Source organism: Mannheimia haemolytica (assembly GCA_900638155.1).
GTDB classification, from domain to species: domain Bacteria; phylum Pseudomonadota; class Gammaproteobacteria; order Enterobacterales; family Pasteurellaceae; genus Mannheimia; species Mannheimia glucosida.
This window is the reverse complement of sequence record LR134495.1, coordinates 2,027,548-2,042,518: the sequence shown is the minus strand read 5'-3', so window position 1 is coordinate 2,042,518 and position 14,971 is coordinate 2,027,548. Positions and strand designations below refer to the sequence as shown.

The 14,971-nt window shown below is 42.1% G+C and carries 11 protein-coding genes; 8 read left to right on the top strand and 3 right to left on the bottom strand.

Annotation, left to right across the window (positions count from 1 at the left end):
* Nucleotides 1–250: 250 nt before the first annotated feature.
* Nucleotides 251–2,017, bottom strand: coding sequence for an aspartate--tRNA ligase (gene aspS / locus EL242_RS09960; RefSeq protein WP_126302460.1), 1,767 nt, complete (start codon nucleotides 2,015–2,017; stop codon nucleotides 251–253).
* Between the two features lie 153 nt (nucleotides 2,018–2,170).
* On the bottom strand, nucleotides 2,171–3,082 hold the full coding sequence (locus tag EL242_RS09955) for a lysine exporter LysO family protein (RefSeq protein ID WP_126302459.1): 912 nt from the start codon (nucleotides 3,080–3,082) through the stop codon (nucleotides 2,171–2,173).
* A 122-nt stretch (nucleotides 3,083–3,204) separates the two neighbouring features.
* Here EL242_RS09955 and dinB point away from each other — a divergent pair, with 122 nt between their 5' ends.
* Both dinB and htpX read left to right on the top strand, forming a co-directional pair.
* Nucleotides 3,205–4,287 (top strand): DNA polymerase IV, encoded by a 1,083-nt coding sequence (dinB, locus tag EL242_RS09950; protein WP_126302458.1) that lies wholly within the window; start codon nucleotides 3,205–3,207, stop codon nucleotides 4,285–4,287.
* An 85-nt stretch (nucleotides 4,288–4,372) separates the two neighbouring features.
* A complete protein-coding gene (htpX, locus tag EL242_RS09945; RefSeq protein ID WP_006253684.1) occupies nucleotides 4,373–5,242 on the top strand; it encodes a protease HtpX in 870 nt (289 codons plus the stop codon).
* A gap of 53 nt (nucleotides 5,243–5,295) precedes the next feature.
* Here htpX and EL242_RS09940 read toward each other — a convergent pair whose 3' ends face one another.
* Complete coding sequence (locus tag EL242_RS09940) at nucleotides 5,296–5,790, bottom strand: YqaA family protein (RefSeq protein WP_006253683.1); 495 nt, start codon at nucleotides 5,788–5,790, stop codon at nucleotides 5,296–5,298.
* 200 nt (nucleotides 5,791–5,990) lie between these two features.
* On the opposite strand from EL242_RS09940, the gene focA reads away from it, so the two are divergent.
* From focA to EL242_RS09910, 6 genes are all read left to right on the top strand, one after another.
* The gene (focA, locus tag EL242_RS09935) at nucleotides 5,991–6,815 is read left to right on the top strand and encodes a formate transporter FocA (protein WP_126302457.1); all 825 of its coding nucleotides are present in this window, start codon (nucleotides 5,991–5,993) and stop codon (nucleotides 6,813–6,815) included.
* 89 nt (nucleotides 6,816–6,904) lie between these two features.
* On the top strand, nucleotides 6,905–9,229 hold the full coding sequence (pflB, locus tag EL242_RS09930; RefSeq protein ID WP_126302456.1) for a formate C-acetyltransferase: 2,325 nt from the start codon (nucleotides 6,905–6,907) through the stop codon (nucleotides 9,227–9,229).
* Between the two features lie 234 nt (nucleotides 9,230–9,463).
* On the top strand, nucleotides 9,464–10,489 hold the full coding sequence (locus EL242_RS09925) for a virulence RhuM family protein (protein WP_126302455.1): 1,026 nt from the start codon (nucleotides 9,464–9,466) through the stop codon (nucleotides 10,487–10,489).
* 248 nt (nucleotides 10,490–10,737) lie between these two features.
* Nucleotides 10,738–11,478 carry a pyruvate formate lyase 1-activating protein gene (gene pflA, locus EL242_RS09920; RefSeq protein WP_044426939.1) on the top strand — a complete coding sequence of 247 codons (741 nt, stop codon included), beginning with the start codon at nucleotides 10,738–10,740 and terminating at the stop codon, nucleotides 11,476–11,478.
* 129 nt (nucleotides 11,479–11,607) lie between these two features.
* Entirely contained in the window at nucleotides 11,608–13,674 is a 2,067-nt protein-coding gene (gene prlC, locus EL242_RS09915) for an oligopeptidase A (protein ID WP_126302454.1), read from the top strand.
* 121 nt (nucleotides 13,675–13,795) lie between these two features.
* The gene (locus EL242_RS09910; protein ID WP_126302453.1) at nucleotides 13,796–14,953 is read left to right on the top strand and encodes a chorismate mutase; all 1,158 of its coding nucleotides are present in this window, start codon (nucleotides 13,796–13,798) and stop codon (nucleotides 14,951–14,953) included.
* Nucleotides 14,954–14,971 lie beyond the last annotated feature (18 nt).

Here is a 14,971-nt window from a genome sequence, read left to right as displayed (position 1 = left end):
ATTAAATATTCATTTAAATAACATACAATTATTCTGCGCGATTATCTTGTTCGGCACAAATCTGCTCAATACCTAAATAAGGTAATAATTAAAATAATAGGGGGCTATTGAGTAGTAATATAGAGAGGAGAAAAGAGTCTTTACTATATTATTTAGAGAATAATTTTGCGATTACTATTTTGCAAAGCATTTCTCTTTTTCGACCGCTTGTTAAAATAAAAAGGGCGAATAATGATTCGCCCCTACAAGATTATTCCTGTGGAATTGTACGGATTGCTAACTCTTCCAGAGCTTTTGGATTCGCATAACTTGGTGCTTCCGTCATTAAACACGCCGCAGCGGTGGTTTTCGGGAAAGCGATCACATCACGAATATTGTCGGTGCCGGTAATCAACATCGTTAAGCGGTCTAAACCGAAGGCTAGACCTGCGTGTGGCGGAGTGCCGAATTTTAACGCATCTAATAAGAAACCGAATTTCTCTTTTTGCTCTTCTTCGTTAATGCCTAAAATGCTGAACACGGTTTGTTGCATCTGCTGGCTGAAAATCCGCACCGAGCCGCCACCTACTTCGTAGCCGTTAATCACGATATCGTAAGCGTTTGCAACAGCATTTTCCGGATCTTGCACTAATTCTTCCGGCGATAATTCTTTCGGTGAAGTGAACGGGTGGTGCATTGCCGATAAGTTGCCCTCGTCATCACGTTCAAACATTGGGAAATCAATCACCCATAATGGTTTCCACGCTGTGGTATCGGTTAAACCTAGATCATTCCCCACTTTTAAGCGTAACGCACCAATCGCATTGGTCGCAACGTGCCAGTTATCCGCACCGAAGAAGATAATATCGTCTTTTTGAACGTTTAAACGTGCAAATAAGGCTTTTAGCACCTCTTCATTTAAGAATTTGGCAATCGGGCTTTGAATGCCTTCTAAACCGGCGTTCACATCATTCACTTTTAACCAAGCTAAGCCTTTTGCCCCGTAAATCCCGACAAATTGGGTGTAGTCATCAATATTTTTACGGGTTAGAGCCGCACCGTTTGGCACACGAAGTGCCACCACACGCCCTTTCGGGTCGTTTGCCGGGCCGCTGAATACTTTAAAATCAACCGATTTTAAAATATCTGCCACATCAACCATTTCCAGTGGGTTACGCAAATCCGGTTTGTCTGAACCAAAACGGGTCATTGCTTCATTCCACGTCATCATTGGGAATTTACCGAGATCAACGCCTAAGGTCTCTTTCCATAAGCCGTGGATCATTGCTTCCATTAACGCACGCACTTCTTCGGCGGTCATAAAGCTGGTTTCCACATCGATTTGGGTAAATTCCGGCTGGCGGTCGGCACGCAAATCTTCATCACGGAAACATTTCACGATTTGGTAATAACGGTCGAAACCCGACATCATCAGCAACTGTTTAAATAACTGCGGTGATTGCGGTAGGGCATAGAATTTGCCTTTATGCACACGGCTTGGCACGAGGTAATCTCTCGCACCTTCAGGGGTGGCTTTGGTCAGCATTGGGGTTTCAATGTCTAAGAAACCGTTATCGTCCATAAAACGGCGGACAAAACTGGTGATTTTTGCACGGGTTTTGAGCTTTTCTGCCATTTCCGGACGGCGTAAATCCAAATAGCGATATTTCAAACGCTGTTCTTCGGTATTATTTTGGTTGAAGTCTAACGGCAATACTTCGGCATTGTTATAAACCACCAAGTTTTTAACCAATACTTCAATTTCACCGGTTGCCATTTCACGGTTGATTTGCGACTCATCACGGGCAATCACTTCACCTTGAATTTGCACGCAAGCTTCTGAACGCAGAGCGGAGGCTTGTTTGAACAGCACTTCGTCTTTTTCATCAAAGAACACCTGTACAATTCCTTCACGATCACGAATTTGCATAAAAATAAAACGACCAAGGTTACGAACACGATGAACCCAGCCGCTAAGGGTAACAGCTTGTCCAACGTGTGAGCGGTTTAATGCACCGCAGTAGTGAGAACGCATCATAAAATTATCCTTTTGAAAATAAACATCCCAAGTTTCGGGGAAAACTTAAGGATTATAGCGGAAAATTCAGTGAAGATGGATAAATAAAAGCAAACAAGCGGTGATTTTTATTCCATTTTTGCAAAAAGTGGGATAAAAATCACCGCTTGTGATTTATCCTTCCAGCCCGATAAAAACGGCTAATAACAATGGAGCGGCTAAATTAACAATAAAGCCGAAGCTGATTGCCAGCGGCACAATTTGAATACCGCCCGATTTTTGAATAATAGGGAGCATACAATCCAGCGAGGTTGCACCGCCAATACCGACTGCTGTGGACGGAAATTGACGCATAAACAGCGGCACTAAAAATAGGCATAAAATTTCACGCGAGATGTCGTTAAAAAAGGCAATACTGCCGTAAATCGGGCCCCAAGCATCGTTTACCAACACGCTTGAAAGGGAATACCAACCGAATGCAGAGGCAAAGGTTAATCCTTTAGCAAGGGATAAATCTAAGGCGAATGCCGAAATCACGCCACCAATCAGGGAACTTGCCACCATTACAATCGAGGTATAAATTCCCCGCTTGTTAAAGAATACTTCACGCAGAGGAATACCGCTGTTTCGCAGTTGAATCCCTACCCCAAAAATCATGACTTCTAACACATAGGTACTGGCGTGCAGAGGGAAATCCACTACGCCTTTGGTGAAATAGCCAATGAACCCGCCTAATAAGGTAATGCCGATTAATTTAAAGGAATCAATCAACAAATGCAGGCGGGAAGGGAGTTGATCTTGATTGACTTTGTCTCTTTTCATCGGCTGTAATTTGTCGTAAATCACCAAGCCGATAATGTTTGAAAGGAGTAAAATCGCCACTAAACTAAACGCCGTACTGCCAATTTGTGGCAGCTCGGTGAGAATGTTGTCAATTTGCCCGAGTGAAATCCCCATCACTAATAAAATCAAGTAAAGGCAGAGGCTGACCACTCTGTTTACTATTGCCATATAGCGGTGGTTTTTAAGGGTAATTAAGTAGCCGAGAAAAAGTGGAATCAGCACAATGGCTAAACCGTAGAGCATTTTTTATCCTTTTTATCGTTATTTTTAAACTTGAAATTCTAACAATAAGGGCATAAAATAAAACTGTTTTTATATACAGTTATTTGTATTGCAAGCGGTCGTTTTTAGGGAAAATATTGCAAATGCCGAGCCAAGCTAAACATCAGCGAAAAATTATCCATATTGATATGGATTGTTTTTATGCAGCGGTCGAAATGCGGGAAAACCCGGCGTTGGTCGGCAAACCGGTGGCGGTGGGAGGCAATGCCAATCAACGGGGTGTGCTGACAACTTGTAATTACGAGGCTCGAAAATTCGGCTTACACAGTGCGATGGCAACCGCCACAGCGTTAAAAAAATGCCCGAATTTAATTTTATTGCCGGTGAATATGGCGTTGTATAAAGCAGTTTCCGCCCAAATTCACGAAATTTTTCATCGCTATACAGATGTGATAGAGGCTTTGTCGCTTGATGAAGCCTATTTAGATGTAAGTGAATGCGAACGCTATTTTGGCTCCGCCACTTGGATTGCTCAAGCAATCCGTAACGATATTTTCAATGAATTGCATTTAACCGCCTCGGCTGGGGTGGCTCCGCTTAAGTTTTTGGCAAAAATTGCCTCCGATCAAAACAAACCCAACGGGCAATGTGTGATTACCCCTGATGAAGTGCAAAATTTTGTGAAAAATCTACCGCTTGCGAAGATTCCGGGTGTGGGAAAAGTAACCAATGAAAAGCTAAAGCAGCTCGGTTTTGAAACTTGTGGCGATATTCAGCAAGCAGAAAAAGCGGTTATTTACCGAGAGTTTGGCAAATTTGGGCAACGGCTTTGGGATTTTAGCCACGGCATTGATGAACGAGCGGTAGAGCCTTATCGTGAAAGAAAATCGCTGGCGGTGGAAAATACGCTGTTGCACGATATTTCAACTCTTGAACAAGCGGAAAAGATTGTGGCAGATTTATTCGACAAACTGGTGTTTCGCTTGCAACGAAATTGGGGCGATATGCCGTTAAACGAGTTCAAAAAGTTAGGGATTAAATTAAAGTTTGATGATTTTAGCCAAACCACGCTTGAGCGAACCACCGATGGCTTTGCCTATGTACGATTTGGCGAGCTATTACAGCAAATTTTTACTAGAAGAAAGGAACGAAAGATCCGACTAATTGGTCTAAATGTTCACTTTCCCGAGAAAAAAGTGAATAAACAGTTAAATTTGTGGGAATAATTGTAAATAATGACTTGAAATTAAGCACAAAGTCATTATCTTATTTGGGCAATTATTGCATCTATATTTGGAGATTTAAAACATTATGGCAAAACGTGTCATTCTATTTTTATTAACTAACTTAGCGATTACCTTTGTTTTAGGGATCGTATTAAACCTTATTTTTAAAGTGACCGGCATTCAAGGGCAAAGCACTGCCGGTATTTTGGTGCTTTCGTTAGTCTTCGGTTTCAGTGGGTCTTTAATTTCGCTATTTATGTCGAAATCAATGGCATTGCGTTCGGTTGGGGCAGAGGTGATTACACAGCCTCGTAACGAAGCGGAGCAATGGTTATTCAACACTGTACAACGTCAGGCTCAGCAAGCGAATATCCCAATGCCGGACATTGCGATTTACCATTCGGCTGATGTAAATGCATTCGCTACAGGAGCAACGAAAAGTAATTCTTTAGTTGCAGTCAGCACCGGCTTGCTGAATTCAATGACTAAAGACGAAGCTGAAGCGGTAGTAGCACACGAAGTGGCGCACATTGCGAATGGCGATATGGTTACAATGACCTTATTACAAGGCGTGCTAAATACTTTCGTCATTTTCTTAGCTCGTATTATTTCGACAATGGCGGCAAGTTCACGTGATGAAAATGGCAATTCAAGCACTAACACGCTAGTGTTCTGGGTGGTGGATATTGTGCTACAAATGGTATTTGGTGTGTTAGCAACAATGATTGCAATGTGGTTCTCTCGCCAACGTGAATTTCGTGCAGATGCAGGCTCTGCTCAATTAGTCGGTAAAGAGAAAATGATTGCGGCATTACAACGCTTGCAACGTGTTCACGAACCGCAAGAAATGGAAGGCTCTTTGGCTGCCTTTATGATTAACGGTAGCCGTGGTAAAGAGTTGTTTATGAGCCACCCTCCGTTAGAAAAACGTATTGAAGCGTTAAGAAACTTATAAAGCACAAGCGGTTGTTTTTGTAAAATTTTTTGCAAAACAGCCGCTTTTGTTTTCTATAAAATATGCGGTAACACCGAATAGAGGGTTGCCAGCAAAAACAGATAACGTAACAATTTCCCAATCACAATAAAGAGAATGCTTTGCCAAAGGCTAAACCGTAGCCAGCCGGCAATGCCACAGAAAATATCGCCTACAATCGGTAACCAACTAAAAAGCAAGACTAACACGCCATATTTTTCACTTTTGGCTAATGCCCATTGTGAATAACGATTGGTAGTATTCTGTGGGCGAGGGAGTAATAGCCCTATCGCATAAGTGGTTATGCTACCTAAACTATTACCTAAGGTTGCAACCAAGAGTAAATTGAACAGTGAAAATGAGGATAAAGAGCCATAAGTGATGAGATGTTGGCTTGCTAAGGTAGTGAAGATAATTTCAGAATTTCCGGGTAAGAGGGTAGCGCTTAGAAATCCACTCAGAAACATAGTAAAGAGTTGATTTTGTTCGGAAAAGAATAAACTGAAAAAGGAAGTGAGATATTCTGTCATAAAATTGTAGTTGGTTTGTTATTAAAATGTAGCTATAAATTTTCTTGAATGTTGTGTTTTTTATGGATTTTGTTCTATATCAAAAAAAGACATCGAAATACCTCTGATTGTGTAATATTTTTATTTGAAGATTATCTCAAGAGGTCTATAATTTCTACATAATATATCGGTTTTTCAATTCTCATTGTTAAGGTTGTCTGATGTTTTCTCCTGCTGAAATGGCAAAAATCGCAGAAGATGGTGCGGTTTATAAAGCAACAAAAAATCAATTATATTCCTTTCTCTCTGCCATTACTGCGGGCGGTTTTATTGCAATAGCATTTGTATTTTATACCACAACCCAAGTGGGTGCGAGCCAAATGCCTTGGGGTATGGCTAAACTGATTGGTGGTTTGGTATTTTCACTCGGCGTGATTATGTGTGTGGTGTTTGGGGCAGAACTTTTTACCTCATCAACACTTACGATTGTAGCCAGAGCCAGCCAAAGAATTAACTGGTTACAGATGTTTAAAAACTGGGTAGTGGTGTATTTCGGTAACTTTGTTGGGGCGATTTCCATTGTATTGTTGATTTGGTTCAGTGGTCAGATTATGGCAGCCAAAGGGCAATGGGGCTTGGTCATTTTAAATACCGCACAGCACAAAATTCACCACCAATGGTTTGAGGCATTCTGTTTAGGTATTTTCTGTAACATTATGGTCTGCATTGCGGTGTGGATGTCTTATGCAGGTAAAAGCCTAACCGATAAAGCCTTTATTATGATGTTACCGATTGCAATGTTTGTGGCTTCCGGCTTTGAACACTGTGTGGCAAATATGTTTATGATTCCGATGGGAATTGCAATTTCTCACTTTGCAAGCCCTGAATTTTGGACGGCAATTAATGTTGACCCAACGCAATTTGCCGATTTAGATGTATATCATTTTGTGTTTAAGAACCTAATTCCGGCAACTCTGGGTAATGTTGTCGGCGGTGTGTTTTTCATCGGTTTAATGCAGTGGTTCTTATACATTAGAAAGCACTAAGATTTCAGAATCAAGCGGTCAAATTTTGCAAATTTTTTGCAAAAAATCACCGCTTTCCCGTTTTAACTTACTAACACAGAGGACTTAAAATGACTCAACTAACAGACGCTCAACAAAAAGCGTGGGAAGGTTTTGCCGCAGGTGAGTGGCAAACTGAAGTAAATGTACGTGATTTTATCCAAAAAAACTACACACCTTATGAGGGTGATGAGTCTTTCCTAGCTGAAGTAACACCTGCAACCAGCAAATTGTGGGCAGAGGTGATGGAAATGATCAAAGTAGAAAACAAAACACACGAGCCGTATGATATTGACTGCGACACGCCATCAACCATTACCTCACACGCACCGGGTTATATTGATAAATCGTTAGAAAAAATCGTTGGTCTGCAAACAGATGCTCCATTAAAACGTGCCATTATGCCGTTTGGTGGTATCAATATGGTAAAAGGTTCGTGCAAAGTTTATCGCCGTGAGCTTAAACCTGAAGTCGAACAAATCTTCACTGAATACCGCAAAACCCATAACCAAGGGGTATTCGATGTTTACACTCCAGATATTTTACGCTGCCGTAAATCAGGTGTAATTACTGGTTTGCCGGATGCTTATGGTCGTGGTCGTATCATCGGTGACTACCGCCGTATGGCACTTTATGGTGCAGACTTCTTAATGAAAGACAAACAACGCCAGTTTGCCTCATTACAAGCCCGTTTAGAATCCGGCGAAGATATTCAAGCCACGATTCAACTGCGTGAAGAAATTGCCGAGCAACACCGTGCTTTAGGCAAAATGAAAGAGATGGCTGCAAGCTACGGTTTTGATATTTCAGGTCCGGCAACCAATGCACAAGAAGCGGTGCAATGGACATATTTCGCTTACCTTGCAGCGGTAAAATCGCAAAACGGTGCGGCGATGTCTTTCGGTCGTGTATCTTCATTCTTAGATATTTATATCGAACGTGACTTAAAAGCCGGCAAAATTACCGAGCAAGAAGCCCAAGAGTTAATCGACCATTTAGTAATGAAATTGCGTATGGTGCGTTTCCTGCGTACTCCGGAATACGATCAATTATTCTCAGGCGACCCAATGTGGGCAACCGAAACCTTAGCCGGTATGGGTTTAGACGGTCGTACCTTAGTAACCAAAAACAGCTTCCGTATTTTACACACCCTTTACACAATGGGACCGTCACCGGAGCCAAACTTAACTATTCTTTGGTCTGAACAATTACCGGAAGCGTTCAAACGCTACTGTGCAAAAGTTTCTATTGATACTTCATCGGTTCAATATGAAAACGATGACTTAATGCGTCCGGATTTCCAAAACGATGACTATGCGATTGCGTGCTGTGTATCACCAATGATCGTGGGTAAAATGATGCAGTTCTTCGGCGCTCGTGCAAACTTAGCGAAAACCTTGTTATACGCAATCAATGGCGGTGTTGATGAGAAATCAGGCGACCAAGTAGGGCCTAAAACTGAAGCAATTACAAGTGAATACTTAGATTACGATGATGTAATGACTCGCTTAGACAGCTTTATGGATTGGCTTGCAACCCAATATGTGACGGCACTGAACATTATCCACTTTATGCACGATAAATATGCATACGAAGCGGCATTAATGGCACTTCACGACCGTGATGTGTTCCGCACAATGGCATGTGGTATCGCAGGGCTTTCAGTAGCGGCAGACTCACTTTCAGCCATTAAATATGCGAAAGTAAAACCAATCCGTACCGATATTGAAATCAAAAACAAAGCTGGCGAAGTGATTGGTGTAGCGAAAAATGTAGCAACTGACTTTGAAATTGAGGGTGAATATCCACAATTCGGTAACAACGATAACCGTGTGGACGACATTGCTGTTGATTTAGTTGAACGTTTTATGAAGAAAATTCAAAAACTCAAAACATACCGCAACGCAACGCCAACTCAGTCTGTACTTACTATCACATCTAATGTGGTTTACGGTAAGAAAACAGGTAATACACCGGACGGTCGTCGCTCAGGCGCTCCATTCGGACCGGGTGCTAATCCAATGCACGGTCGTGACCAAAAAGGTGCGGTAGCTTCATTAACTTCTGTGGCGAAATTACCGTTTGCCTATGCGAAAGATGGTATTTCTTATACCTTCTCTATCGTACCAAATGCGTTAGGTAAAGATTACGAAGCCCAAAAACGTAACCTTGCTGGCTTAATGGACGGCTACTTCCACCACGAAGCAACTGTAGAAGGCGGTCAGCACTTAAATGTGAACGTGTTAAACCGTGATACATTATTAGATGCAGTAGAACACCCTGAAAAATATCCGCAATTAACGATTCGTGTTTCAGGCTATGCGGTACGTTTCAACTCTTTAACCAAAGAGCAACAAATGGACGTAATTACCCGCACCTTCACTGAAAGTATGTAATTACAATTTACAAAACTTTTAGCCACAAAACGCATTGCGTTTTGAGCGTTGGCTTTGCCAACGGCTCCGTAGGAGCGAACAAAATTGGAAACAATTTTGTGAGTAATAATCAACCGCTTGTAGCATTTATGCCGCAAGCGGTTTTTTTGTGATCTCGCTCGAAAAATTGGCTATTCATTGACACAGCGTCCGTAATATTGTTTATAATTACAGTATTCTATATGGGAGAGATAGATGTCTAAGCAAGATTTAATTCGTTCCTCTGTGGCGGAATACCTGACTTTTATTACTGCCACCGGCGAAAGCCAAGTTGATGCTGTTTACGCCGATGAAAATGTCTGGCTCAGCCAAAAAATGATGGCGGTATTGTATGATGTTGATGTACGAACCATCAGCTATCATCTCAAAAAAATCTTTAGTGACAATGAGTTAGCTGAAAATTCAGTTATCCAATTTTTTTGGATAACTGCCCAAGATGGCAAAAACTACCACACCAAGCATTACAACCTCTCGGCGATTATTGCGGTGGGTTATAAAGTCAATTCCGAGCGAGCAGTTCAGTTCCGCAAATGGGCGACCGAAATTGTGCAGAGTTTTGCGATTAAAGGTTTTGCGATGGACGATGAACGGCTGAAAAATGACGGCACGATTTTGGGCAAAAAATATTTTGAAGAACAGCTTGCCCGCATTCGGGAAATTCGGTTATCCGAACGCAAGTTCTACCAAAAAATCACAGACATTTACGCCACCGCTGTGGACTACGACCGCACCGCTACCGCCACCAAACGCTTTTTTGCCACCGTGCAGAACAAGCTCCATTGGGCAATTCACGGTCATACCGCCGCCGAGCTAATTATGACACGAGCGAACGCTGAAAAACCGAATATGGGTCTAACGAATTGGAAAGACGCTCCGCAAGGCAAAATTTATCCCTTCGATGTGGTGGTTGCCAAAAATTATTTATCGGATAACGAATTGGCACAATTACAACGGCTTGTCTCTGCCTATTTGGATATGGCAGAAGATATGGCAGAACGCCAAATTCCGATGACAATGGCAGACTGGGAAACCCGCCTTAACCGCTTTCTTGCCGCCACCGACCGAGAAATCTTACAAGATGCCGGCAAAGTTACCGCTGAAATCGCTAAATCTTTCGCCCTCAGCGAATTTGAAAAATACCGGGTCAAGCAGGATCTCACCTACGAAAGCGATTTCGATTTACTGGTAAAAGAGGTCGCCGCCAAGTACCACGCCGGCTAGATTTGTAAATTTTTCAGAAAAACCGACCGCTTGCAAGCGGTCGAAATAGCTTTAAAAAATGCAAAAATTTAAACAATTCGGTTGATATGTTGATGGAGTCAATAGATTAATAAAAGCCTATTCCTGAAATAGGCAAAAAAATAGTATGAATTTCTCCTTTCTTAAAATATACCAGCGTGATTTATTTCTGCGAACAACATAAAAATTTGCTACAATTTCTCAAAATTTTTTGAGGGTTGAGGTGACAAATGTCTGTTGTTGGACGTATCCATTCTTTTGAATCCTGCGGTACGGTAGATGGACCGGGGATTCGTTTTATTCTGTTCTTGCAAGGCTGTTTGATGCGGTGCAAATATTGTCATAATCGTGATACTTGGGATCTTGATGGCGGCAAAGAAATTACGGTTGAAGAGCTGATGAAAGAAGTCACGACTTATAAGCATTTTATGAAAGCAACAGGCGGTGGTGTGACAGCTTCGGGTGGGGAAGCGGTGTTGCAAATGGAGTTTGTGCGGGATTGGTTTCGTGCTTGTAAAGCGGAGGGCATTAATACCTGCTTAGATACCAATGGTTTTGTTCGCCATTATAGCCCGGTGGTTGATGAAATGCTTGAAGTGACCGATTTGGTCTTGCTGGATTTAAAACAGCTCAATGATGAAGTTCACCAAGATTTAGTCGGGGTGTCGAATAAGCGTACCCTTGATTTTGCCCGTTATCTACACAAATTAAATAAACCGACTTGGGTTCGCTATGTGGTCGTGCCGGGCTATACTGATGACGATGATTCCGCCCACCGTTTGGGGCAGTTTATTCAAGGAATGGATAACATTGAGAAAGTGGAGCTTCTGCCTTACCATCGCTTAGGGGCACATAAATGGGAAACCTTAGGCTATAAATATGAGCTGGAAGGGGTAATGCCACCGCCTAAAGAGGATTTAGAGCGTATCCAAAAAATCATTGAAAGTTACGGGCATACAGTCAAATTCTAAAGACAAGCGGTCATATTTTGTGATTTTTTTGCAAAAAATTATTGAAATATGACCGCTTGTTTTCTTTTCTCTCTAACTTTGTGTATTATCTTGATACGAATTTTCATTTTGACCATAAAAGGAAAAATAATGTCTAACCCTCTTTTAAATTACACAGGCTTGCCTGCGTTTTCACAAATCAAACCTGAACATATCAAACCAGCGGTGGAAGCGGTGATCAAAGAATGCCGTGAAACCGTTGAAAAAGTCGCACAAATTGAAAACCCGACGTGGGAAAATTTCTATATGCCACAAGCAATGGCTGGGGATAAATTTTCCCGTGCGTGGTCGCCGGTAGGGCATTTGAATGCGGTGAAAAATTCCCCAGAGTTGCGTGAGGCTTACCAAGCGTGTTTGCCGTTATTATCGGAATACAGCACTTGGGCGGGGCAACATCAAGGGTTATATCAAGGCTATGTGAAGTTAAAAAACAGCCCTGAATTTGAAACTTATTCGGTTGCACAGAAAAAGGCGATTGAAAACAGCTTGCAAGATTTTGAATTATCCGGCATTTCACTACCTGCAGAGAAACAAAAACGCTATGGCGAAATTTCTGCCCGTTTGTCGGAACTCAACTCGCAATTTAGCAACAACGTACTTGATGCGACAATGGGCTGGGATATTGTGATTACCGATGAAGCACAGCTCAAAGGCTTACCGGAATCAGCGTTAGAAGCGGCAAAATTATCTGCAGAAAGCAAAGGCAAAAAAGGTTATCGCTTCACCCTTGAAATCCCGAGTTATTTACCGGTGATGACTTATTGTGAAAACAAAGCACTACGTGAGGAAATGTACCGTGCTTATGTTACTCGTGCCTCTGATCAAGGACCGAATGCAGGAAAATGGGATAATAGTGCGGTGATTGATGAGATCTTAAAACTGCGTCACGAAAAAGCTCAACTGCTTGGCTTCAAAACGTATTCCGATTATTCATTAGCCACCAAAATGGCGGAAAATCCACAACAGGTGTTGGATTTCTTGAACGATTTAGCCACTCGCTCGAAAGCTCAAGGCAAAAATGAATTATGCGATTTGAAAAAATTTGCCAAAGAACATTTTGGCATTGAACATTTAGATTTATGGGATATTCCGTTCTATAGCGAAAAACAAAAACAGGCATTGTATTCAGTTAATGATGAAGAACTTCGCCCGTATTTCCCGGAAAATCGCGTATTATCAGGCTTATTTGAAGTAATTAAACGCATTTTTGGTATGCGTGTGGAAGAACAAAAAGAGGTTGATGTATGGCATAAAGACGTACGTTTTTTCAATATTTTTGATAAAAATGACCGCTTGCGTGGTTCGTTCTACTTAGATTTATACGCCCGTGAAAATAAACGTGGTGGGGCGTGGATGGACGATTGTATCAACCAAAAACGCTTGGCTGACGGCACATTACAAAAACCGGTGGCATATTTAACTTGTAACTTCAATAAACCGATTGGCGATAAACCGGCATTGTTTACCCACGATGAAGTGACTACCTTGTTCCATGAATTCGGACACGGTATTCACCATATGCTAACTGAAATTGATGTGGGCGATGTTGCCGGTATTAACGGTGTGCCGTGGGACGCAGTGGAACTACCAAGCCAATTCTTAGAGAATTGGTGCTGGGAAGAAGAGGCATTAGCCTTTATTTCAGGGCATTATGAAACAGGCGAGTCGTTACCAAAAGCGAAACTGGAGCAATTATTGGCAGCGAAAAACTTCCAAGCGGCAATGTTTGTGCTTCGCCAATTAGAATTTGGCTTGTTTGATTTCCGCCTACACACCGAATATGACCCAAGCAAACAAGGACAAGTGTTAGCCTTACTTAAAGAGGTGAAAGACCAAGTCGCTGTTGCCAAAGGCGTAGAGTGGGCGAGAACGCCACACAGTTTCTCGCATATTTTTGCGGGCGGCTATGCGGCAGGCTACTACAGTTATTTATGGGCGGAAGTGCTTTCAGCCGATGCCTATTCACGCTTTGAGGAAGAGGGGATTTTCAACCCTGAAACGGGGCAATCTTTCTTAGATAACATCTTAACCCGAGGCGGTTCAGAAGAGCCAATGGTGCTTTTTGAACGCTTCCGTGGGCGTAAGCCAACCCTTGATGCCTTGCTCAGACACAAAGGCATTTTAGGTAATGCCGAGCCGGTTGATTGCACTCAATAAAGTAAACACGTTTTACAAGCGGTTAGATTTGCAAATTTTTTTGTAAATTTGACCGCTTGTCTTTTCTTTCTTTTGCAACTCGTTATAATTTTGAGCATTTAGCCTGACAGAGAGTGAAATAATGTCTTTAGATTTAGCCGATATTCGAACCCAAATTACCAACCTAGACCGCAATTTATTAAAGCTACTGGCAGAACGCCATCGCTTAGCCTTTGATGTGGTGCGGAGCAAAGAAATCACGCAAAAACCCTTGAGAGATTTAGAACGGGAAAAGATTTTGCTTCAAGAGCTGGTAAATTTTGCCGAAGCGGAGAATTACCAGCTTGATCCGCAATATGTGACCCAAATTTTCCAACGTATTATTGAAGATTCGGTGCTGACTCAGCAAAATTATCTGCAAAATAAATTGAATGTACAAAAAGAAGAGCAGGTTTCGATTGCGTTTTTGGGAATGCGAGGCTCTTATTCCAATATGGCATCTCGCCAGTTTGCCAAAAAATATCAAGGCACATTGGCGGAATTAAGCTGCCATTCTTTTAATGAAGTATTTGAGAAAGTCAGCCTTGGCGAAGCCGATTTTGGCGTACTGCCGCTTGAAAACACGACTTCAGGTTCGATCAATGAAGTGTATGATTTATTGCAGCATACCGATTTAACCTTAGTGGGTGAATTGGCGTACCCAATCAAACATTGTGTATTGGCAAACGGCACGGTTGATTTGGCGGAGGTGGATACCATTTACACGCACCCACAGCCGGCTCAGCAATGTAGCCAATTTTTAGCCGGGCTAGATAAAGTACATATCAAATATTGCGAAAGCAGCTCGCACGCAATGCAAATGGTGGCTCGCTTGAATAAGCCGAATATTGTTGCCTTGGGCAATGAAGATGGCGGAAAATTGTATGGTTTGACGAATATCAAAACCGATATTGCAAACCAAGCTCACAATATCACCCGTTTTATTGTGGTTGCTAAAGAGGCAGTGAAGGTTTCGCCACAGGTACAAACCAAAACGTTGTTGTTAATGACCACCACACAACAAGCCGGTGCATTGGTCGATGCGTTAATGGTATTCAAAAATCACCATATTCGTATGATGAAACTGGAATCCCGCCCGATTTACGGCAAGCCTTGGGAAGAGATGTTCTATGTGGAGCTAGAGGCTAATATTCATTCCGAGAACACCCAAAAAGTATTGGCGGAATTGGAGCAAGTTACCAGCTACCTCAAAGTGCTGGGCTGCTACCCAAGTGAAATTATTGAGCCGGTAAAACTGTAATATTGTCTAATATGACCG